The 20,098-nt window shown below is 66.5% G+C and carries 18 protein-coding genes; 7 read left to right on the top strand and 11 right to left on the bottom strand.

The genetic code is table 11. The features are described 5' to 3' along the window. Positions 1-70: 70 nt before the first annotated feature. The 5 genes from AC1DOX_RS17560 to AC1DOX_RS17540 all read right to left on the bottom strand — a co-directional run bounded on the left by AC1DOX_RS17560 (position 71) and on the right by AC1DOX_RS17540 (position 7,098). The gene (locus AC1DOX_RS17560) at positions 71-397 is read right to left on the bottom strand and encodes a DMT family transporter (RefSeq protein WP_441618175.1); all 327 of its coding nucleotides are present in this window, start codon (positions 395-397) and stop codon (positions 71-73) included. Positions 398-475: 78 nt separating this feature from the next. Beyond that, entirely contained in the window at positions 476-1,465 is a 990-nt protein-coding gene (locus AC1DOX_RS17555) for an SLAC1 anion channel family protein (RefSeq protein WP_477114045.1), read from the bottom strand. Between the two features lie 427 nt (positions 1,466-1,892). Then, positions 1,893-2,600, bottom strand: a complete 708-nt coding sequence (locus AC1DOX_RS17550; RefSeq protein ID WP_441618296.1) for a winged helix-turn-helix domain-containing protein — start codon at positions 2,598-2,600, stop codon at positions 1,893-1,895. Between the two features lie 343 nt (positions 2,601-2,943). Further along, positions 2,944-3,957 carry a GlxA family transcriptional regulator gene (locus AC1DOX_RS17545; protein ID WP_441618294.1) on the bottom strand — a complete coding sequence of 338 codons (1,014 nt, stop codon included), beginning with the start codon at positions 3,955-3,957 and terminating at the stop codon, positions 2,944-2,946. A gap of 162 nt (positions 3,958-4,119) precedes the next feature. Then, a complete protein-coding gene (locus tag AC1DOX_RS17540; RefSeq protein ID WP_441618171.1) occupies positions 4,120-7,098 on the bottom strand; it encodes an ATP-binding protein in 2,979 nt (992 codons plus the stop codon). Between the two features lie 430 nt (positions 7,099-7,528). Between AC1DOX_RS17540 and AC1DOX_RS17535 the strand changes: the two genes are divergently transcribed. From AC1DOX_RS17535 to AC1DOX_RS17525, 3 genes are all read left to right on the top strand, one after another. After that, positions 7,529-8,467, top strand: a complete 939-nt coding sequence (locus AC1DOX_RS17535) for a helix-turn-helix transcriptional regulator (RefSeq protein ID WP_441618169.1) — start codon at positions 7,529-7,531, stop codon at positions 8,465-8,467. A gap of 267 nt (positions 8,468-8,734) precedes the next feature. Then, positions 8,735-9,277: a hypothetical protein gene (locus AC1DOX_RS17530; RefSeq protein WP_441618167.1), complete on the top strand. Its 543-nt coding sequence runs from the start codon at positions 8,735-8,737 to the stop codon at positions 9,275-9,277. Between the two features lie 205 nt (positions 9,278-9,482). Beyond that, the gene (locus AC1DOX_RS17525) at positions 9,483-10,322 is read left to right on the top strand and encodes an enoyl-CoA hydratase/isomerase family protein (protein WP_441618165.1); all 840 of its coding nucleotides are present in this window, start codon (positions 9,483-9,485) and stop codon (positions 10,320-10,322) included. A gap of 150 nt (positions 10,323-10,472) precedes the next feature. On the opposite strand, the gene AC1DOX_RS17520 is transcribed toward AC1DOX_RS17525, so the two are convergent. After that, positions 10,473-11,237 carry an alpha/beta hydrolase gene (locus AC1DOX_RS17520; protein ID WP_441618163.1) on the bottom strand — a complete coding sequence of 255 codons (765 nt, stop codon included), beginning with the start codon at positions 11,235-11,237 and terminating at the stop codon, positions 10,473-10,475. 183 nt (positions 11,238-11,420) lie between these two features. Next, positions 11,421-11,780 carry a DUF4148 domain-containing protein gene (locus AC1DOX_RS17515; protein ID WP_441618161.1) on the bottom strand — a complete coding sequence of 120 codons (360 nt, stop codon included), beginning with the start codon at positions 11,778-11,780 and terminating at the stop codon, positions 11,421-11,423. A gap of 14 nt (positions 11,781-11,794) precedes the next feature. Here AC1DOX_RS17515 and AC1DOX_RS17510 point away from each other — a divergent pair, with 14 nt between their 5' ends. Together AC1DOX_RS17510 and AC1DOX_RS17505 are read left to right on the top strand one after the other, a co-directional pair. Next, on the top strand, positions 11,795-12,781 hold the full coding sequence (locus AC1DOX_RS17510) for a YceI family protein (protein WP_441618159.1): 987 nt from the start codon (positions 11,795-11,797) through the stop codon (positions 12,779-12,781). 64 nt (positions 12,782-12,845) lie between these two features. Continuing rightward, entirely contained in the window at positions 12,846-13,082 is a 237-nt protein-coding gene (locus AC1DOX_RS17505; protein ID WP_143018514.1) for a hypothetical protein, read from the top strand. 70 nt (positions 13,083-13,152) lie between these two features. On the opposite strand, the gene AC1DOX_RS17500 is transcribed toward AC1DOX_RS17505, so the two are convergent. After that, on the bottom strand, positions 13,153-14,112 hold the full coding sequence (locus tag AC1DOX_RS17500) for a GlxA family transcriptional regulator (RefSeq protein WP_441618156.1): 960 nt from the start codon (positions 14,110-14,112) through the stop codon (positions 13,153-13,155). Between the two features lie 110 nt (positions 14,113-14,222). Here AC1DOX_RS17500 and AC1DOX_RS17495 point away from each other — a divergent pair, with 110 nt between their 5' ends. After that, positions 14,223-14,528 (top strand): putative quinol monooxygenase, encoded by a 306-nt coding sequence (locus AC1DOX_RS17495; protein WP_441618154.1) that lies wholly within the window; start codon positions 14,223-14,225, stop codon positions 14,526-14,528. A 55-nt stretch (positions 14,529-14,583) separates the two neighbouring features. Further along, positions 14,584-15,024: a thioesterase family protein gene (locus tag AC1DOX_RS17490; RefSeq protein ID WP_441618152.1), complete on the top strand. Its 441-nt coding sequence runs from the start codon at positions 14,584-14,586 to the stop codon at positions 15,022-15,024. An 85-nt stretch (positions 15,025-15,109) separates the two neighbouring features. On the opposite strand, the gene AC1DOX_RS17485 is transcribed toward AC1DOX_RS17490, so the two are convergent. From AC1DOX_RS17485 to AC1DOX_RS17475, 3 genes are all read right to left on the bottom strand, one after another. After that, positions 15,110-15,820 carry a glycosyltransferase family 2 protein gene (locus AC1DOX_RS17485; RefSeq protein WP_176861045.1) on the bottom strand — a complete coding sequence of 237 codons (711 nt, stop codon included), beginning with the start codon at positions 15,818-15,820 and terminating at the stop codon, positions 15,110-15,112. A 251-nt stretch (positions 15,821-16,071) separates the two neighbouring features. Next, positions 16,072-18,507, bottom strand: coding sequence for a S8 family serine peptidase (locus tag AC1DOX_RS17480; RefSeq protein ID WP_441618149.1), 2,436 nt, complete (start codon positions 18,505-18,507; stop codon positions 16,072-16,074). Continuing rightward, positions 18,500-20,068, bottom strand: coding sequence for a hypothetical protein (locus AC1DOX_RS17475; RefSeq protein WP_441618147.1), 1,569 nt, complete (start codon positions 20,066-20,068; stop codon positions 18,500-18,502). Before AC1DOX_RS17475 ends, AC1DOX_RS17480 begins: the two co-directional genes overlap by 8 nt. Between the last annotated feature and the right edge of the window lie 30 nt (positions 20,069-20,098).

The raw sequence follows: 20,098 nt of genomic DNA, 5'->3' as shown, positions 1-20,098 counted from the left end.
GCCCGTGCAGTCCCAATGAAAAAGCGGCCACCTTGCGTGGCCGCTTCGACATGGATGCAACAGGTATGAGTCAGGATACGGTCGGCGAAACCAGCTTCAGCCCGATCACCCCGCAAAGAATCAGCGCGATGCAGGCGATCCGTGCGGCGGAAGCCGATTCGTCGAGGACCAGCATGCCGATCAGCGCAGTGCCTGCCGCACCGATCCCGGTCCACACCGCATAGGCGGTGCCCACGGGCAGCGTGCGCAATGAAAGGGTCAGCAGAAAGATGCTTGTGATGCCGGTCACCACGGCATAGGCACTGGGCCACGGACGGCTGAAGCCGGCGGACCACTTCATGCCGAAGGCAAACGCAATTTCAAGCAGCCCGGCGATGGCGAGCAGGATCCAGGGCATGGCAAAACTCCAGAGAGGCGGGAAAGGAAAGATAAGAGGCCCCGGGTGGGGCCTCTGCGTTGCGGATGTGCGGATTCGTCAGCCGACCAGCAGGCGATGCGTGAAGAGCCGATGCAGGGTGCGGATGAACAGCACAAGGATCGCCACGCTGAGCAGGAACAGGATGACGCCGGCCAGCAGCGTCAGCACCCAGGTATTGGCGTACATCGCGTACTTCAGTGCGGCATTCGACAACGCGGCCATGGGGAAGCTGATGGCCCACCACGATGCGGCAAACGGAATCGACCGCCGGAAGACCTTGAACGCCAGCGCGATAAAGAGGAACAGGCCGAAGTAGAACAGCAGCGCCGCAAACATATCCACGTGCTGGGTGACGTTGACGTACGCGAGGAAGCCCACTTCGAACGGCGCGATCATGATGATCAGCGACGGCACCATGCCGTTTGGCAGCGGGTCGTGATGCACGACGCGCGAGAAGATCATCGTGAAGAAGACCAGCGCGACCATCGTGCCGACGGAGAGGGCAAACATGTTGACCTCGTGCGCCCACGCCATGGGCATCGTGCCGCCCGCGACGGCGATGTCCAGCGTGGCAACGCCGGGAATCAGCCAGGCCGGCGCGGCGTGCGCGGGGTCCTCCTTGCCGCGGAACAGGCGCCCCGCGATCACGAAGGTCAACCCGATGGTCAGGATCGTGCCGATCGTCCACACCACTTGCCCCACGGCCTCGCTGTAGACGCCCACGACGGAGGAGAGCAGCAGGATGGCGATGGTGACCGTTCCGAAGAAGTTGCCCGAGATCGGGTGGGTGAATTCGGCCCTGACGGTGGCAGGGTAGCGCCGCCATTTCGTGAGGTAGCCGGCGGCCAGCGCAAAGAAGGTGCCAAGGGCCACGAGGCCGATGACCTCGGCGATGATCGGATCGGCGCCGAACACCTTCTGCGCGCCGCGCCATGCCAGGGAGAGCCCGGAGAGGCCCATCACGGCGCCGAAAAGATTGACGGGAAGATGCTTGACCGAACTGCGTGGATGCGGTGCATGTACCGCGGTGGTGGAGGCGCTGCTCATGATGTTCTCGCTGTGTCCTTCGGGTTGGCCAACCGCTCCCGGGTGGCCGGAGTTGCAGTGCGATGCCGGCGCTGCCGGTATCGGGTCACCCGATTATGGGATGCGGGGGCCCGGACCGAAAGCACGCCGATGGTGCAGTGACGGCCAAACTGGGGGACGCATAAGCCAGCCCGGAGCGGGTCCGGATTCGGCACCTGCCGGGGCCCATCCGCTTCGGCGCGCGAGATACTTCTATACAACTTGGCGCGTATCCGGCCGCTATGCTGGCGCACCCTTATTCGTTCACAAGGAGTCGCCGGATGTTGCGTCTTGTATGGGTGGCCCTGGCCACCGCAATGCTGTCAGCGTGCGTCATCGCACCGCCCCGGGAAGATCATCGCCATGACCACCAACGGTGGGAGCATCGCGATTGGGACCGCGATCGTCGCTAGCCTGGCGAGCGGGGCAGCGTCGGGCTGCCCCAGGCGGTGGGGCTCAGCAGATAACCCTCGCCCCATACGGTCTTGATGCGCTCGGGGTGCGCCAGGTCGTCCTCGAAGCGCCGGCGCAAGCGGTGGATATAGTTGTCGACCGTGCGGTCGAAGCCGTCGAAACCGAAGCCCCGCAGCGCTTTCAGGATCTCGTCCCGGCTCATCACCGTCCCGGCATGCCGCGCCAGCACCACCAGCAGGTTGAATTCCTTGGTGCGTAGCGCGACCGGCGTATTGCGCCAGATGACACGCCGGTCACGCACGTGGATTTCCAGCTCGCCGAGGCGCAACGCATCCTCCTCCACCATTGGCGCGGCCGACTGGCTGCGCCGGAGCAGCGCGCGCACGCGTGCCAGCAGCAGACGAGGAGAGAAGGGCTTGGCCAGGAAATCGTCGGCACCGATCTCCAGCCCCAGGATCTGGTCGAAGGGGTCCGTGCGTGCGGAAAGCATCAACACGGGGACGGGCGAGACGCCGCGCAACTGGCGGCAGACTTCCATGCCATCCAGCCCGGGCAGACCAAGGTCGAGGATCACTAGCTCGGGCTGCTGCGCGCGGAATGCCGGCAGCGCTTCATCGCCGCGGGGGCAAACCGACGTGCAGATGCCAAAGCCGCGCAGATAGCTGGCGACGCTGGCAGCGACGCGCGCATCATCTTCCACCATCAGGATCCGGTGCGTAATGGCGCGTGATTCGGCAAGTTCAGTGGGCGTGATCTCACGGGGCGATGCCGTGAGGATCGTGTTATCGGACATGTGGAAAGAAAAAGAGCGGTCCACGAGGGACCGCTTTGGAAGCAGTTGAACGCGCCAGGCGAGCCCCGCATGCTGACAGGCAGGCGGCGGCCGGTACCGGGGAGGAACACGCGGGCCGCACTTGACGGAGTGACAAGTTGCCTGCTGCGCTGGCGCGGTCGATACGTGCGGGTCTGCGCGCATCGACACAAACACTTTACCGATTCCCGTTCGCTGGCGTCGGCCAAGCTAGGCGCGGAAACGGCCAGCCTGCTCACGCCGCCATGCGTTCGCTGTCATGCGCTGCAGCCGGTGCGCGGCATGGCGCCGGCGGAGATTCCCGGTATCGCCGCCGGTAGGCGACTGGTGCCAGCGCCAGTCGCCGCATCAGGGCACGACGCAAGGCATTCTGGTCGCTGAAGCCGCACAGGAAGGCGATCTTCTTGATCGGCATCTCGCTCTCCCGCAGCAGGCGCCCGGCGGCCTGCACGCGCGCGATCTCGACGAAATCCGCCGGCGTGTGGCCGGTATCGCGCTTGAAGGTGCGCGAGAAATTGCGCACGCTCATGCCCACCTGGCCTGCCAGCGCCCCGACGGTCAGGTCGGCCGAGAGATGACCGGGGATCCAGTCCTGAACGTCCGCCACGGCGCGGCGCTCGCTGAACTGCGCGTTCAGGTGAAGGCTCAATTGCGGCTCGCTGCCGGGACGCTTGAAGACCATGACCAGCTCCCGCGCCACCTGCAGTGCCACGCGTCGCCCGTAGTCTTCCTCCACCATGGCGAGGGCCAGGTCCATGCCGGCCGATACCCCGGCGGAGGTGTAGATCGAGCCGTCCTTGACGTAGATAGGGTCCGTCTCGACGCGGATCTCCGGATAGTCACGTGCCAGGCGCGCCACCGATCCCCAATGCGTGGTCGCGTGTCGGCCGGTAAGCAAGCGCGCGTGCGCCAGCAGGAACGTCCCCGAACATACCGATCCCAACCGGCGCACGCGCCGCGCTTGCCGGACGAGCCAGTCGGTCAGGCCATCGACCGCGAGATAGTCCCCGAGGCGCGGACTCCCCGTGACAAGCAGCGTGTCGATGTCGTCACAGGCATCGGCCAGCGAAGCATCGGGCAGCAATCGCACGCCGCTCGACGCGGTCACCGTGGTGGTGCTTAGCGATATGACCTGCAAGGTGTAGGCATCCGGCTTGCCGAGCAGGCGGCAGGCTTCACTGAACACATCCATGGGGCCGGCGACGTCGAGCATTTGCACGCCGGGCAATACCAAGAGGGCGATACGCATCATGACAACTCCCGCCGTCGCATGGCGTGCCTGCCGGCTTCCATGTCGCGGCCCTGCATCGTGGTATGCCGATCATAGGCAGCCGCGCCCTCCGGACCGTATCGGAAAACCGCGCTGCATGATGAAATCCTGCGCCGCACGGCGACCGATTGCACGGATGCGTCAGGTGTCGTGGACGCCTGCTCGTCCGGCCAGCAAGGAGAGGGCTGCGACCTGATCCGGCGTGGTCCGGCCTTCGGCGAAGCGTCCCAGGCAATCCGTCAGGCGGTGCAAGTCACGGGCGTCGGGCACGTCGGCGGTCGCGTGCGTTTGCGTCAGGCCGATGGCAGCGCGCAGCTCCCAGGAGACCGCCCGCATCGCGCGTGCCGCCTCCGCGGCCGCCAGATACGCATGGCGGGCGGCATCAAGCTGCGCGTCGACCGCAGCCGCGGTAGCAGTGTCCCGGGCGACGCCCTGCGCAAGCAACGCCCCGTGCAGCCGGTGCAACTCGGGGAGCCAGAAGCGCTCCTCGCCGGCGCTTGCCACGGCGAGCCCTTGCTCCACCACGGCAAGGCCGCGTTCGGACTGTCGGGTGGCAAGGCAGGCCTCCGCATAGAGCCCCAGGACCCGCGTGCTGCCAATCGGCGCAAGCGCCAGGCGTGCGCGTGCCGCTTGCTCGAGTGCATCCACGGCGCCCCCATCACCCCCATCGCCGGCTTCCATCGCCGCTGCCCAGGCCTGGACCACTTTTGCCTCGGCTTGCCAGAATGCGAACTCCTGCGCGGTGCTGATCTCCAGTTGCGCGGCGGCGGCCACCGCTGCCGGGCCGGGTTCGTGACGCAGCACATGCGTGATGGCCAGCCAGTTCAGTGCATTCGCGTGGACGAACGGCACGCCGCCCGCCTGGGCTGCGTCAAGCGACGCCCTGGCCCGCTCGAGCGCCAGATCGGGATGGCCGAGCATCCACAAGGCCCACGCGCCGGCGCCCCGGCCCACCACGACGGCGTCGTGCGCGGTCAAATGCGGGGTCCTAACGGGTCCTGGGGCAGCACGGATCGCATCGATCTCGTCGAGTCGTTGCAGGCCCGTCGCCAGCTCGCCGCGGTAAACGTGGGAAAGGCCGATCGGCCACAAGGCATCCGCGAGGACAGCGGCATCATGGCCTGCGTGCGCCATCGTGGCGAGTTCGGACGCGTAGGCCTCCGCCTGCGCAAACCGGCATCGCGCCAGTGCCGCCACGGCGAGCCCGTGCAGCACCTGGCCTAGGTGCGCCGGCTGATCCAGTTCGCGAATCAACAGCAGGGCCCGGGCATAGGCCGCCTCGAACGCCGGGCTGGCGATTCCCGACATGGCAACGAGCGATGGGCCAATCCCGATCTGGATGCGCAATTCCAGCGCATCGCGATCCGGGGAGGCGGGCATCTGCGCCAGCATGTCCAGGCTGCGGCGAAACTGGCGGACGGCCTCGCGATGCGCAAAGCGCAGCGCAGCCCGTTCCGCCGCCATGGCGTAATAGTGTGCCGCGCGTGCATGCGCGCCGGTGCATTCCAGATGGATGGCGAGCTCGGCCGCCGCGTCGTCCAGATGCCCGGCACACTGGGTCTCGATACTCGCGGCAATGCGCTGGTGCCAGAGCGCGCGCTGCGCCGGCGCGCTGCGCTCAAGACCGACCTGCTGATACAGCCCATGCACGAAGGCATAGCGCGAGGGCGGCGCGCGTGTCGATTGCGTGGCGGCGTCGGCGCGCCGCAGGAATCGCTGCTGGTGCACCAGCCGGTCGCATTGCGCCGCGACCTCCATCTCATTCGTCACGAGCGCGCCAGCGAGCGTGGCGGTATCGAACTCGACGCCGGCCACGCTCGCTGCGGCGAGCAATTCCTGCTGGGCGGGGTCGAGCCGATCCATTTCCGTATCGATCAGGTCATGCAGGCTTTCGGGGATATGAGAGCCGACATCCTCGGCGGCGACGGTCAGCGTCCACCGGCCGTCAACGTCGCGAAGGCGCTCCTGGGCGACCAGGTCATTGAGCACCGCCCCAATGAAGAGCGGATTACCGTCGGTATTGCGCAGCAGCCCTGCAGTCAGCATCGGCGCGACGGCGGTGCCGGGAAAGCGCTGGTCGAGCAGCCGGACGACGTCGGGTCCCGTCAGGCCCTGCGGTTTGATCACCGTGCAGTGCGCCTGTGTACCCAGCGCCTGCACCACGTTGCGCAGCGGATGTGCGCTGGCCAGGATCTCTGTCTGGCGGTACGTGCCGAGCAGAAGCAGGTGCGCGCGTGAGCGTCCGCGAGACAACAGCGAGATAAGGTCGACCGTCGAATAGTCGCTCCACTGCAGATCCTCCAGGGCAACCACCAGCAACTGGTCTTCGCTGAGGACTTCCAGCATCGTGACCAGTTCGCGGAGCATGCGTGCCTGGGTGGCACCGGCCACGCGCTGCTGGACGGCCGCCCGTTGCAACTCGGTCAGCGGGCCGCCCAGTTGCGCCATCCAGGCCGGCGCGTACTGCGTCAGCAATTCGACGATGCGGTCGCGGCAGGCGCTGCGGCACAAGGCATTCAGGGCCTGCAGAAGCGGCAGATAGGGTTCGCCTTCGCCATACAGCTCGATGCACTGGCCGACTGCAATGATTGCCCCGTCACGGCGGCGACACGCGTCCAGGAAGGCGCCGAGTACGGCTGTCTTGCCAATGCCGGGCTCCCCGGCGATAAAGACCACCTGGCGCAATCCCTGCGCCGTCCTGACGAGGCACGCCTGCAGCGTCGCCATTTCCTGGTCGCGGCCCACCAGATGGCAGGTGGCCGTCGACGGCTCGTGCGCCGGGGTGCCGGCGCCATGCGCGTCCTCGGCAGTCACCGGGGCGATAAAGCGATAGCCCCGGCGCGGAACGGTCTCGATGAATGCGGGGGAGGCAGCGTCATCGCCCAGCACCTGCCGCAATTCGCGGACATAGCCGCGCAGCAGGCTCTCGCTGACATGGGAATGGCCCCACACATGGCGAAGAAGCTCTTCGTGCGTGACCAGTCTTTGCGGGCTTTGCAACAGGTAGACCAGGGCGGCAAACGTCTTCGGCCGGATTTGCAGCACGACGGATTCGCGCCACAGCCGTTCGTTCGCGACATCGACCCGGAACGGTGGAAACGAGAATGCGTCGGCCATCATGCGTCCCGATGCCGTTCCGGTCGGCCAGATTTCACGGTGCCCTCACGCAAGTTGCACGCCTTCATAGTAGCCGCTCCACGGGCGCGCTCCTACGCTTGGGACAGCAGACCGGCAGGCGGTCAGGTCACCCCGGCAGTGCTCGGCAAAGTGATGGACACAGTGCTTCCGACGAGCGGTGCTGGTGTGTTATGCGGGAAGCCATTGGCGAAGCAATTGGGGAGGCAATCCATGCGTAACCGAATGATCGAAAGAAGGCGGAATATCCGGTCACGCGCGTGTGCCACCCGGCCGTCGATGGCACGCCTTCGCATCACGGGCATGCGCTGCGCAGGCTGGCACGCCATCGACGGCATTGACTGGCCGGACCTGGACGACATGCTGAGCGGTGACCGGCGCGTGTCGCCGGCGTGTCGGGTGCGCAGGAGGCAACATGTCTGATCGCCATGCTTCCCACCGCCCGTCGTCGGTCCTGGCGCACGCGCCGGCCTGCGCGTCGGCAGGCATCGAGGTCGTCTTCGGCGGGCCGGAGATCGGCCCACGCCACGAAACCACGCACGACAACATCGAAATCGCCATCCCTTGTGCCGGGGCCTGCGTGGATATTCGCTACCACACCGATGGTGCTCGCGCCGGACATGCGCAGGTGTCGGGGCACCACGTGTCGGTGATCCCCGCAGGCCAGCCGCACGCCGTGGACTGGCGACAACCGGCGGAGCTCGTGGTGGTATTCGTCGCGCCGCATGTGCTGGATGATCTTGCCGAGACGTGGGGCCGGCATCGCTGGCTGCTGCCCGAGCAGTACATGGCGATCGATGCGTTTGTCCGGCATATCGGCATCTCGCTGCGCGCTGATCTTGCTGCGGGGCATCCGCTATCGGCGCTGTACCTGGATGCGCTCGCGCAAGTCTTGGCCGCGCATCTGCTGCGCACGTATTGCGTGGGGGGCCACGACCGGCCCGCGGAGGACGGCTTGCCGCAATACGTGCTGCGTCGCGTGGTCGACTATATCCAGGCGAATCTGGCCAACGACGTGCCGTTGTCCGGGATGGCCGCCGTCGCGGGCGCCAGCCCATCGCATTTTTCGCGGCGCTTCAAGCTCGCAATGGGGGTGGGTCCCCATCGCTACGTCACGCTGTGCCGGATCGAGCGGGCCAAGGAATACCTGCGGCACAGCGAGCAGGGCATTCTGGAGATTGCGTTGAACGTCGGCTTTGCCAGCCAAAGCTATATGACCGCCGTCTTTCATCGGACCACAGGGGTGACGCCAGCGGAGTTCCGCCAAAACCAGTGCGCGCACTCGCCGGGGTTCCCGCGACGTGACCCCGCACCCGACTCGGGCCAGGGCGAATTCATCGCCATGCTGTCGTAGGGAAGCGATTCGGGTGAGGGTGTTAGCGAGCACCCGACAGCCTGGCAAGCAGCACAATGACGTCCTACGGGTGTTGGGTCGGCGCCGTCGCGCATCCGACGCGTGTTGGCCCGCACCCAACACCTGTTCCGAGTTTTCGGCGAATTTTCGTCCGGATTGCGTCAGCCCCGGCACATCTGGCCGCTGCATCCATTTGGCATGGCACGTGCGTATATGGGAAGGAACGCCCAGCGCGTTCCTACTCCCCATCCCAATCGGAGCACTGCCATGTCTCGCAAGTTCGTCACCACGTTTTTCTCCGCCGCCGTCTTTGCCGGCGCATTCCTCGCTGGCGCCGCCCATGCCTCGGGCCCGCGTGACAGCACGTTCGCCGGCGACAAGTACGGCTACAACTTCCGCATCGACGCGCGTGATGTGTTCAGCGATGGCGCACGCGCCGGTCGCTTCGACACCTTCAGCGAAGGCGCGCGCGACATCGCGCCCGCCACGCGCGAGATCAACAACGCACGTTCGCTGGCCGGCATGGACCGCAGCGGCGTATCGGCCGAGCCGTCGCGCATGATCGACGTCTTCACCGACGGCGCGCTGGCTGGCATGGACCGCAGCGGTGTTTCGGCCGAGCCGTCACGCAAGATGGACGTCTTCACCGACGGCGCGCTGGCTGGCATGGACCGCAGCGGCGTATCAGCCGAGCCGTCACGCAAGATGAACGTCTTCACCGACGGCGCGCTGGCCGGCATGGATCGCAGCGGCGTATCGGCCGAGCCGTCGCGCAAGTTCGATGTCTTCACGGATGGTCAGATCGCCTGAACTCGTCAGCCGCGCTTCCCACTGTGGCACCGGATCCTCGTCGTCTTGCCTATAGTGAGACGCCAACGACCACTTGGCGACAGTACCCGGAGAGAACCGACGCGGGGCAGCCTGGATGATGCTGCCTGCGCAATGTCGGTTCTCTCGCGTCGTTTGTGGTCGGCGATCGTGACGCAACGTCACCTGTTCAAACCGAGGATCCGAAATGGCCAAGAACAACCCCGCACAGCAGATCTTTCTGGAACGCCGTACGCCCGCCTACTGGAGGGTCACGATCAATCACCCTCCCTTCAATATCTTCGGTCCTGACAGCATCCCGCAATTGAATGAAGTCGTCACCGCGCTCGAGGCCGACAAGGAGCTCAGGGTAGTGGTGTTCGAAAGTGCCGTGCCCGGGTTCTTCCTGACGCACTATGACTTCACGCGTGACCTTGAAGAGTCGACGAGCATGGCGCCCGGGCCGACGGGCCTGCATCCGCTGCCCGACATGCTGGTACGCCTGAGCCGGGCGCCGGTGGTGTCTATCGTGTCGATTCGTGGCCGGGCGACCGGCGTGGGCAGCGAGCTGGCGCTGGCCAGCGACATGCGCTTCGCGAGCCGGGAGAAGGCCATTCTGTCGCAATGGGAGGTGGGCGCCGCGCTAGTGCCGGGTGGCGGGCCGATGGCGCGGTTGCCGCGCCTGATGGGGCGTGGCCGCGCGCTTGAGGTGCTGCTGGGCGCCGACGACATCAATGGCGACATCGCGGAGCGGTACGGCTATGTGAATCGCGCGTTGCCGGACGCCGAGCTGGACGCGTTTGTCGAGGCGCTGGCCGTACGGATCGCCGGGTTCGACAAGGAAGCCATTGCCGAGGTCAAACGGCTGGTCGATCACGCCAGCTTGCCCCCCAACGCCGATATCCGCAAGGAATGGGATGCATTCATTGCTTCTGTCAATCGCCCTCAGGGGCAAAGGAAGGTGGGCGAGTTGATGAAGCTGGGGTTGCAGGAAAACGCGGATGTCGAGGCGCGGCTTGGCTACTACACCAGTACGCTGGGACGCTGACGGATTCGCAGCGGTGCCGCGTGGCATGAGGTGCGGCAGGAAGTGGGGCATGAAGCGGGGCGGAGCCGGCCCCTGATCGGGCGACGCGGGGGCTGGGGGCCTGCCGCGGCGATCGCCCGATGTGGCCCGGGACCTCGTCCGGGGGGCGCGTCAGCCCTGTGACTGCTGCGCCGCCATTTCAATCATGGCCGCGACCTCTTTGGGGTGCGATTCATAGACCGAATGGCTGGCGCCATCGATTTCCACCTTGTGGCTATGGGCGCGCGCCGCATACATCCGCTCAAGGTCCGGATTGATGATCCGGTCGGCCTTGGCGACCATATACCAGCTTGGCTTGACCTTCCAGGCCGGGTTCGCGATCTGGGCGGTGAACACCTGCGCGGCCGTGGGCATCTGCGCATGGGCTTCATATGCTGCTTGCTCGGGCTGCAGATCGGCAGCGAAGTCGGCAGGAAAATCCTTCGGGTTCAGGAAGAGGAAATCATCGGGCGTCTTCACGACTGCCTTGGTCATGTTCGGCCACTTCTTGCCATTGCCGACTTCAGTCTCGCCAGTGTCGAGGGCGTGCGCCGCGATGTAGACCAGGGACGCCACATGGGGGTCATTCCCGGCCTCGGTGATGATCGCGCCGCCGTAGCTGTGGCCCACCAGTACGCACGGACCGTCCTGGCGATCGAGGATGCGCTTCGTTGCGGCCACGTCGCCCTCGAACGATGTCAGCGGCTCCTGGACCAGGGTGACGTGGTAGCCGTCCTTGGTCAGGATGTCGTAGACGGGCTTCCAGCCAGACCCATCGACAAATGCGCCGTGGACCAGTACGACATTCTTTACCGGAGCGGCCATTGCCGGAATGGCAACGCCCAGTGAGAGAAGGGCGCCGATTGCCGAGGCGAGGCGAAGAAGGCTTGGCTTCATGGTGGTTTCCTTGCTTGGGGCGGATCAGGGTCCGCCGGGTATCCGGGCACAGTCGAAAAATGGATGCGTGGGGACATTCTCGCCGCTGCAGCGGGTCCCATCGTCGATGCCGCGTTCCGCGTCTGCGGATGGCGACGGCAAGGCAACCGGGACGCGCGGCGTGCAGCGGCGCGGGTGCGCCAGTTACGCGCCGTAGTAGAACGGGCTGCGCACGTCGTCGATGCGGTAGTGGGGGGTAGCGCTCTTCGGCATGCTGACGGCAGCCTGCATTTGGCCCGGCATCGGCGCTTGCGTGGTCGCCACGGCATTCTTGCCGGCTGCGGCGGCAGCATCTTCTGCCGCGATCTTGGCTTCGGCCGCCTGGATATCCGCGGGATAGGTCGAGTCATCGCCGACGCCCGGGTGGTAGCCGGCCTGCTCCACGCGGATCAGATCGGCGCGCACCTCGGCGCGGGTCACCGGGCCTTGCGTGCTTTGTGCGAAGGACGCGACCGGTGCGACCAGGGCGATGGAGATCAGAAGGGTGCGAGTGAGTGCGTTCATGATGGATTACCTCTTTGAGTTGGATTCGCCCGGAACCGCCGGGTCAGCTACGCTTTCATCATGTTGGTGAAGCGTTGCACGTAGTTTTGGCTTTGAGCACTGACCTCACTCTGTCTATTTCATTACGATCCTGTCATTCTTGGATTGAGCGGTTCGCGCGCGCGTGCGCAGGCAGCGGCCATGAAGATCGTTTTCCGCCACATGGCGGCGGTCGGTGCAACGATGGCGGCGACAGCCCTTCGCCGATGGCGGCGACCCGGCGTGGAATAAATCGTGGCCATCGTGCGTTTAGTCAGACGGACCATCGTTCTTCTGTCGAGGGAAGCATCGTGAGCGATCCGCCACTCCGGTTGGGGCAGACCCGCAGGCGCAGGATCGCCGGACCGCTGTTTGCCACGCTGTTTGTTGCGTTGTTCGTCATCGTCCCCACTGCATTCGCGGCGGAGGTGGCGCTGATCGACCCGGCCCGACCCGCCGAAAAGGAAGCGCCGCTCGATCAGTACGTGCTGGCGCCGCAGCGCTCAAGCGTCACATTCGACGTGGACGCCTTCTCGCATTCCCGTATCCGCATGCGCTTTGGCCGCATGCGTGCGCAACTCGAAGGCACACGCGCGGGTCTGGACGCGGGACGCGTTACCGTGACGATCGACGCCGCGAGCGTGGAGGCGCGTCCGCGCTTTCTCTCTCCGATCATCCGGGGTGGCGGCATGCTGGATGTGGAGCGCTATCCGGAGATCCGCTTTGTCAGTACGCGGTTTGAAAGAGCGGAAGAAGGCGGCGGATGGCTGCTCGGCGATCTCACCATCCGCGATATCACGCGCCAAGTGCGCCTTCGCGTCGCGCCGGGCGACGGCATCGGCAGCCCGTTGCGCGGCGGCACGCTTGCATTTTCCGCTGCCGGAGAAGTCAGTCGGCGCGAGTTTGGTTTTTCGGCATGGTTCCCCACTGTTGGTGACGCCGTGCACATGAATATCCAGGTCGAGTTCGTGCTTGGGCCGTGATGGAGCTGGCAGTACTACCGGGGGTTTCGACGGGGGTTTCCGCAGTACGACACGGGAGAACATCATGTCGATTCGAATTGTCGCGGCATGGCTTGCCGCGTTCCTGCTTGCCGCGTTTTTCATTGCGGCGTGCGGCGGAGGCGAGGACGACTCCGGCACCACGTTCGCACAGGCGCCCGGTCCGGGATCGGCCGGCGGGGCGTTGGTCGGTGGCCCATCGTCGGGGGCCTCCGCTCCGTTTGTCCCGGCGCCGACGACCGGCGCAGGCGGGTCGGGATCGGGATCAGGGGGCGGCATGTAGCGCGGACAGTCGGGATCGGTCGAACGCGGCGGGAAATCACCGCGCGTAGCCGTGATTTCCTGCTGGTCTCTCACGCCCGCTTGATTTCGCGGATGCCCTTGCCCAGGCGACGGCGCAGCAGCGTCCGCAGGGTCACGCCGTCTGCATAGCCCACCATGTCGGCAATCCTGTCGACGCTGTTGCTGCTCGTCTTCAGCAGATGCACCGCGCGCTCGATACGCAGGTCTTGCACGTAGGAGACCGGCGTCTTGCCCAATACCTCCCGGATGCGCCGCGCCAGCGTGCGTTTGCTGGTGGCCAGCTCGCTGGCCGCGTCGTCCAGGCGGAAGCCCTTGTCCAGATGCGCGCGGGCCCAGCGATCAAAGCGCTCGACCAGCGGGTCGGCGTGCGACAGATGATCCGCGATGATGTAGGCCGATTGCGAGGGTCGCGAGTCCACGACGAGGTAGCTGGCCACCAGCGCGGCCAGCTCGGGGCTGGTCTGGCGGATCAGCCACAGGGTCATGTCGATGTGGCTGAATGCCGCGCCGGCCGTCACGAACTGCCCGGAGTTGACGATCATATGGCTCGTGTCGAGCCGCACGCCCGGATAGCGCTGCCGGAACAGCGGCGCCAGCCACCACGTGGTGGTGGCATCGTGCTGGTTCAGCAGGCCGCTTTCCGCAAGCACGAAGGTGCCGATACACGCCGCGGCGATGCGCGTGCCGGCATCGGCCCAGTCACGCAGCGCGGCAGCGGCCTCGGCAACGTCTGGTCGATCCAGGGCCTGCTGCAGCGCGTCGGGCATCTTGTAGCCCAACGCAGGCACGATCACCAGATCGGGCGGCGGGCAGTCGACGGTCCGGAGCACCGGCACGCCCATCCCCAGCGCGCTTTTTACCCGGCGCCGCGTGCCCACCACGGAAACCTTGAAGGGCGGGCCCGGCCAGGCTTGCAGCGCCGACAGTTCATTGGCCGTCGCCAGTGCGTCCAGCACGATGGCAAGGCCCGTATCGAAGACCCCGTCCAGGGCCAGGACCGTGATATTCATGGCGAGATCGATACCAAAGTTGTCAATCTTGCCAGCATCCCAGAGGCGCGCCCGGCTGTAAAGTGAATCCCGTCGCAGCCATTGCGATTCACTCCCCAAGGAGACTCACCATGATCAAGTACGCACTGTTCGCCCGTCTGGAAGCAAAGCCTGGCAAGGAATCGGAAGTCGCCGCGCTGCTTGAGACGGGCCTGAAGCTGGCGAATCAGGAAGCCACCACGCCCATCTGGTTCGCGTTGAAACTGTCGGAGCGCACGTTTGGCGTTTTCGACGCCTTCACCGACGAGGCGGGTCGCCAGGCCCACCTGGCAGGACCGATCGCCCAGGCCCTGATGGCGAAGGCCGACGAGTTGTTCACGCAGCCGCCGAGCATCGAGAAGATCGAAGTGCTGGGCTTGAAGAATCAACCCGCGTAACCACCACGGCCGGCAGGGCTGCCCTCGAAACACTCACTGGATCTGAGCCAATAACATGTACGAAAAAGTGCTGGTCGCAGGCTGGGGCGATATGGACTTCAACGCCCACATGCGCAATACCGCCTATCTGGACAAGGCCGCGGACGTGCGGATGATGTACTTCTCAAGCTGCGGCTTTTCGATGAGCGAGTTCATGCGCATCAAGCTGGGCCCGGTGGTCATGAAGGACGAGATCGAGTACTTCCGCGAGTTCCAGCTACTCGACGACGTCCGCATTACCTTGAGCCTTGCCGGGCTTTCCGATGACGGCAGCCGCATGACGCTGCGCAACGACTTCTTCCGCCAGGGCACGCTGGCGGCGCGCGTTACATCGACGGCGGGCTGGCTCGATCTGAACCGGCGCAAGCTGGTTTGTCCCCCGGAGGCGCTTTTGCAAGCCTTGCAGGAACTGGCCCGGAGCGAGGATTTTGTCGTGTTGCCGGATAGCAGCCGCTGACGTCCCGAGGCTCGCCGCTCGTTGATCAATGCGTGAGCGGTCGAGCCTCGCCTGATGCGGGTCGCCGGGGTGGCGGCCGTCGACCCTATAGCAGATCCAGTGCCGTCAACAAGGACGTAGCCAGCGCGAACAGCAGTCCGGTGGCGCCGAGGCGCTCGTAGACGATGCCGAACTTCTCGCGGCGCTTCTGCGACGGGTAGGTCGCGCTAAGCCCGCTTTCCTCGATCGACGACAGCGGCACTTGCACGTAGCGAAACGCCTTGGCCGTGAATCGCTTGTAGTACTGGATGACGAAGTCCAGATCGGAGTAGATCCGCCACTTCTCTTCGTAGCGCAGGTCGCACACACGGAAGGCCATGGCCTGGTGGCAGGCATGGATCACGCCGGCGCGCAGCCGGCTCAATGGCGCCGCCGGCTCCAGGCCGCGCGGGCTGATGTTGTCGCCGTAGATCAGCCACGGCGTCTCGCCCTGCCGGGCGCTGCGCACGACTGTGGACAAGGCATCGGGTGTGGCGAAGCAGTCGCCCGAGTTCATGAACACCGCCCATTCGCCGGTCGCAAGGTTCAACCCCTTGTTCATGGCGGGATACACGCCGCCATCCGGCTCGCTGACGAAGACGTCGATCTCGGCCTGGCGCGTGCGCGCCAGCTCGACGGAGCCATCGGAGGAACCGCCGTCGATGACGAGATACTCGAGCACATAGTCATCGCGGCTCTGCATCTGCACGCTGTCCATGGTGCGGCTCAGGCCGTCACGATTGTTGAAATTGATGGTGATGACAGAGATTCGGGTCATAGCTTGCGTTCCAGGCGCACAAACGTGATGAATAAACCGCGCTTCCGACAAAAAATGACGCCTGGTGGCAGGTGGGGGCCTGACACTTCTTTTTTCGACTGAACTTTGGATTTACCGACTTCAGCGTGTCATTTCGACAGCAAAGGCTCTCACACCGCCCCTTATGGCTATGTGGGCCAACGCACGAAGTCATCGTGGTGTCGTGCCGGCGTGACAGATCGCCGCGACGGATTGAATGTTGCCGGCTGGCGCTAGCCAGCCACCAGCGACGACCATCCCGTGCCGGGTATGAAGTCGGCGCGGCACGGGCGGCCGTCGGGCAAGACCGCGAAGACCATTGCCCGCTCGCCTTGCGTGACCACGGTGGCACCGGCGAGTGGGCTGACGGACGTGTAGGCATCGATCGTGATCAATGGCGTCCAGGCGGCGCCCGGGGTCAGCGAGAGAAATGCGGCATGAAGCAAGCCGTCCACGCTGACGGCGGCCACCACCAGCGTGTCACCCGGCAGCATGGCCAGCCCTACTTGCCCTTCCTGCGCGAAGGCCGGGGCCAGGCCGACCGGCGTCAGCGCTTCGAACAGCAAGGGCTGCAAGCCGAAACCGCACGCGTAGAGAAGACCGTCCGTGCCCACCGCCACGGCCGCCACGCCACCAAGATTGCCGGCCAGACCGGGCTTGACGCCGGGCTGCATCGCGATTTCCGACTGGGCGGCCACACCTTCGTGCCAGAACGTGGTGTAGCCGTCCGGACCCGGCACACCGGCCACCCAGCGCAACGCGCCGCCGTCGTCGATGGCCACCACGTCGAGCGTGCCCGGTTTGCGCACCACCATCACGGGCCCCGGCGTACGACGGTAGGTACTGAGCGCATCGAGATCCACCGGATCGGAAAAATCGTGGTCGCCCATCACGGTGGCGTCATAGTCCACCACCACCAGCCGTCCGTTCGGCGTGATGCCGGCGACGGCCGTGATCTCGTTGACGGGATGACCTGCCGCGAGGTCATAGCCCGGCGCCAGGGTGCCGATCGGCGTGCGCAGGCGCGCGATGTCGCCGGTGTTGCCGAGGGTGTCCCAGTAGTAGTAGCGCAGCGAGCCGTCCGCGCCGGTGATCAGCACCTCGAATACGGTGCGCAGCAGTGGCGCCAGCTCGAGCGACAACAGCACGGCGGGCTGGGCGTCCGAGAGCTCGAACGCCTTGCCCGGCGGCTGCGGCAACTCCGGGCCGAGACCGAACAGGGCGGACCACGTGCGCAGGCTCAGCCGGTCGTCGGCGCCAAGCTGCACGATGATGGCGCTGTCGCCCGCCACCGGCACGGCGGCGGGTGCGGGCAGGATGCGCGGCCACCCCATGTAGGCGGCGATCTTGCGCAGATTCGGCATGCCGCCGATGCCGCCACCGGGGTCCGGGCCGGCCGGCGTGCAGAGCTTTGAATTGCGGAACAACGCACGGATGTCGGTCGGAGACAGGCACTGTCCGTCCCGGGCGGCCGCGCACATGCCCTGGATCGCGCACACCACGCCGGCGATGACCGCCGACGCGCCCGAGGTACCGCCAAAATCCCGATACGGATAGGCGGCGTTGTCGTAGGGGGCGTGCGGCTTGTCGAAGTCGGCAAAGCAATCGACGCGCGCGCCAAAGCTGGAGCCGCGCTTCCACGGCGGCACCACCGCGCCGGGGGTGACAGCAGGCCGGTCCTGTATCGCGCCGCCCACCATGATCGCCAGCGAATCCCGGTAGCTGGCCTTCACTGGATTGAAGTGATCGCACTCCTGGCGGTTATCCATGTCGACCCCGGCATTGCCTGCCGGCTCGACCACCGTGATGCCGAAGAACACCAGCAATTCGATGGCCGTCTGCACCTGCCGTGACAGTTCCACCGGCAGCGCCGGATCGTCGTCGTTGTGCACCATCCACGGCCGGGCACTCGCCAGTTCGATCAGGACGACGCCGCCGGGCCGCGCGGCGTTGCCGGCAACGCGCAAGGCCCGGGCCGTGTCGCCCTGGCCGTCCGCGCGCATGTCCGTCACCAGATAGCCGTCGGCATCGGGCGTGATCCCGACGATGCCGCCGCCGTTATCGCTCGCCAGCACCACGCCCATCGCGGACGTACCGTGGTCGATGTACTTCTGGGCCTGGGTGGCGACGCCGAACACGGAGAACGGCGTGATCCGTGCGGTCGCCAGGTCCTCGTGAGCAGTATTCCAGCCGTGCTCCAGATCGGCCACGCGCACGCCACGCCCGGTGCCGCCGGGCACACGCCAGGCATAGCGCGCGTCCACGCCGCGTGGCGCGGGCCGCAACTGCAACGCCACCAGTGTTTCGGAATTGGTGCCATAGGCGACGCGGCTCGCCGGATAGCGGTCCTGCCGCGGCTCGGCCCACTCGACGAACGGCAGCGCCTGCAACAGCGCGGTCAGCCCTTCGGCGTCGGCGGCATCGCAGACCACCCGGTACCACGCGAACGGATCGGGGGGCTCCGCGCCTTGCATGCGCGCGGTGTCCACCATGTCGGCCAGCACGGGCACGTCTTCCTCCGCGAATCCCGGGTCGAGCCGCAGGTCGGGATAGGTAGCGGCAAGATCGTCCCAGTAGGGTTTCAAATCGCCCAGGGATTGCTCGGCCCCGCTGGCATAGGGCAGCACAAACCCATCCAGCAATTTCACGTCGATCCACGTATCAGCCATGGCTGTCTCCGGGCGGCTCGACGTCCTCGGTCATGACGTCGAAGCGCAAGTGAGAGACCGGCGGGCCCGCGAGCGGCGTGCGGCTGCGCTCGACCCACAGCACCGGCCTGCCGTGGGTGTCGCGCGCCAGCCGCGCACGGCGCCGCAAGGCCACGCCGCTGCTGGCGATGGCTTCGGCGGCAATCTCATGGCCGCGCCCGAAGCCCGGCCCGGATGGCCCGCCGATCAGGCGCGAGGCCGGACCGGGCCGCACACGCGGCATGGCCCCGGTGAGGTCCGCCACGATGCCCTGTTGCCAGTCGCCATAGAGCCCATCGGGATGCGTGCGTCGATAGGGATGCCAGTGCGCGGGCAAGGTGGTGGATGGCAGGTAGCGAAACCGACGCGTGCCCGTGCGCGTGGTCTCGCGGACTGCGGCATCGGTCTTGTCGTCGGGCAACAGCACGCGACCGTCGGCGCGCAACTCCACCGCCCACGCCGCGTTGGCGTCTTCGTCGATCCCCAGCGATACGTCGCCCAGCAGCGGGCCGGCGTGAGGCGCAACGGCCACCGGCCAGATCAGCAGCGCGCCGGCGTCCAGCCCGGCCGTGTGAAACAGCGACCAGGCCTGCGGCCCGTCCACCGGCGGCAGCGCCAGCGCCCAGGTGTCGCCGAAGCTGTCGCGCACGACGGCCTGGCGAATCGTGACGAGCACGCCGGACGAGGGCGATGCCGTGCCCCCGGCACCCGGCAGTGGCGATGGCACGGGAATCCAGAACCAGTCGTCGGCATGTGCCAGCGCCACGTCCAGCAATAGAGCCGTGCCAAGGTGCGAGCGGTCGGGCGAGAAGGCACCGATGTCCACCGCCTGATCTTCGATCTGCCACCAGCGCGGATTGGGTGCGCCCGGGTAGGACAGGCGGCTGGCCAGCACGTGGCGCGCCGGTGGCGGTTCCGCCGGCGTGCCGCCGGTCGGGCGCAAGACCGTGCCGCCGCCATCGGCAGAAAACCAGTCCAGGTCTCCGCCATCGTGATCGCGGATTTCCAGCCGGCGCGATCCTGCGCTGAAGCGGGCATCGTGCGTCAGCCTGCGGGAAGACCAGTTATCGGCGGGCGGCGAGGGCACCTCCGCCCACAGCGCATGGCCCGCCAGCACGCCGGCCGTGAAGACGGCGCGCCCGTCGAGCGTGCCGGACAACGCTTCATATGGCGGTGGCAGGTCGCCAAAGCGCAGCGTCGCCAGCTGCTGCGGCGGCAGTGCCGCAAGCAATGGCGCCGCAGCGCGGCCCAGGCGCGCGCGTCGGCCCAGCGTCCACCAGTCGCCTGGCTCCGCTTCCACCAGCGGTTCGGCGGGGACCACGGTCGGATCGAGGTCGGGCCGGCGCGGTGCGTACTGCAGCGGCTCATGCGTGACGCTGAGTGCCACCGATATCGGGCTGGAGGCATCCTCGCCCTGCAACTCGCCGAGCTGCCATTGCCGCGTCAGGAACCACACCGGGTCCGCCACGCGGGCGCGCAAACCGTTCTCGAAGTCCGTGGGCGGGCTGAGGGGTTCGAGCCAGAAATGAAAGGGCATGGTCATGGCCGCAATCCGGTCGGGGGCGAGGGCGGG

The organism is Cupriavidus sp. 01L415 (genome assembly GCF_056400065.1).
The sequence above is the reverse complement of the archived record's forward strand: the minus strand, read 5'-3'. Positions and strand labels throughout refer to the sequence as shown.

What these genes read in the sequence shown, in the direction of transcription:
- AC1DOX_RS17560 (WP_441618175.1), bottom strand. Translation starts at nt 397, where the DNA reads ATGCCCTGGATCCTGCTCGCCATCGCCGGGCTGCTTGAAATTGCGTTT.
- AC1DOX_RS17555 (WP_477114045.1), bottom strand. Translation starts at nt 1,465, where the DNA reads ATGAGCAGCGCCTCCACCACCGCGGTACATGCACCGCATCCACGCAGT.
- AC1DOX_RS17550 (WP_441618296.1), bottom strand. Translation starts at nt 2,600, where the DNA reads ATGGTGGAAGATGATGCGCGCGTCGCTGCCAGCGTCGCCAGCTATCTG.
- AC1DOX_RS17545 (WP_441618294.1), bottom strand. Translation starts at nt 3,957, where the DNA reads ATGCGTATCGCCCTCTTGGTATTGCCCGGCGTGCAAATGCTCGACGTC.
- AC1DOX_RS17540 (WP_441618171.1), bottom strand. Translation starts at nt 7,098, where the DNA reads ATGATGGCCGACGCATTCTCGTTTCCACCGTTCCGGGTCGATGTCGCG.
- AC1DOX_RS17535 (WP_441618169.1), top strand. Translation starts at nt 7,529, where the DNA reads ATGTCTGATCGCCATGCTTCCCACCGCCCGTCGTCGGTCCTGGCGCAC.
- AC1DOX_RS17530 (WP_441618167.1), top strand. Translation starts at nt 8,735, where the DNA reads ATGTCTCGCAAGTTCGTCACCACGTTTTTCTCCGCCGCCGTCTTTGCC.
- AC1DOX_RS17525 (WP_441618165.1), top strand. Translation starts at nt 9,483, where the DNA reads ATGGCCAAGAACAACCCCGCACAGCAGATCTTTCTGGAACGCCGTACG.
- AC1DOX_RS17520 (WP_441618163.1), bottom strand. Translation starts at nt 11,237, where the DNA reads ATGAAGCCAAGCCTTCTTCGCCTCGCCTCGGCAATCGGCGCCCTTCTC.
- AC1DOX_RS17515 (WP_441618161.1), bottom strand. Translation starts at nt 11,780, where the DNA reads ATGAACGCACTCACTCGCACCCTTCTGATCTCCATCGCCCTGGTCGCA.
- AC1DOX_RS17505 (WP_143018514.1), top strand. Translation starts at nt 12,846, where the DNA reads ATGTCGATTCGAATTGTCGCGGCATGGCTTGCCGCGTTCCTGCTTGCC.
- AC1DOX_RS17500 (WP_441618156.1), bottom strand. Translation starts at nt 14,112, where the DNA reads ATGAATATCACGGTCCTGGCCCTGGACGGGGTCTTCGATACGGGCCTT.
- AC1DOX_RS17495 (WP_441618154.1), top strand. Translation starts at nt 14,223, where the DNA reads ATGATCAAGTACGCACTGTTCGCCCGTCTGGAAGCAAAGCCTGGCAAG.
- AC1DOX_RS17490 (WP_441618152.1), top strand. Translation starts at nt 14,584, where the DNA reads ATGTACGAAAAAGTGCTGGTCGCAGGCTGGGGCGATATGGACTTCAAC.
- AC1DOX_RS17485 (WP_176861045.1), bottom strand. Translation starts at nt 15,820, where the DNA reads ATGACCCGAATCTCTGTCATCACCATCAATTTCAACAATCGTGACGGC.
- AC1DOX_RS17480 (WP_441618149.1), bottom strand. Translation starts at nt 18,507, where the DNA reads ATGGCTGATACGTGGATCGACGTGAAATTGCTGGATGGGTTTGTGCTG.
- AC1DOX_RS17475 (WP_441618147.1), bottom strand. Translation starts at nt 20,068, where the DNA reads ATGACCATGCCCTTTCATTTCTGGCTCGAACCCCTCAGCCCGCCCACG.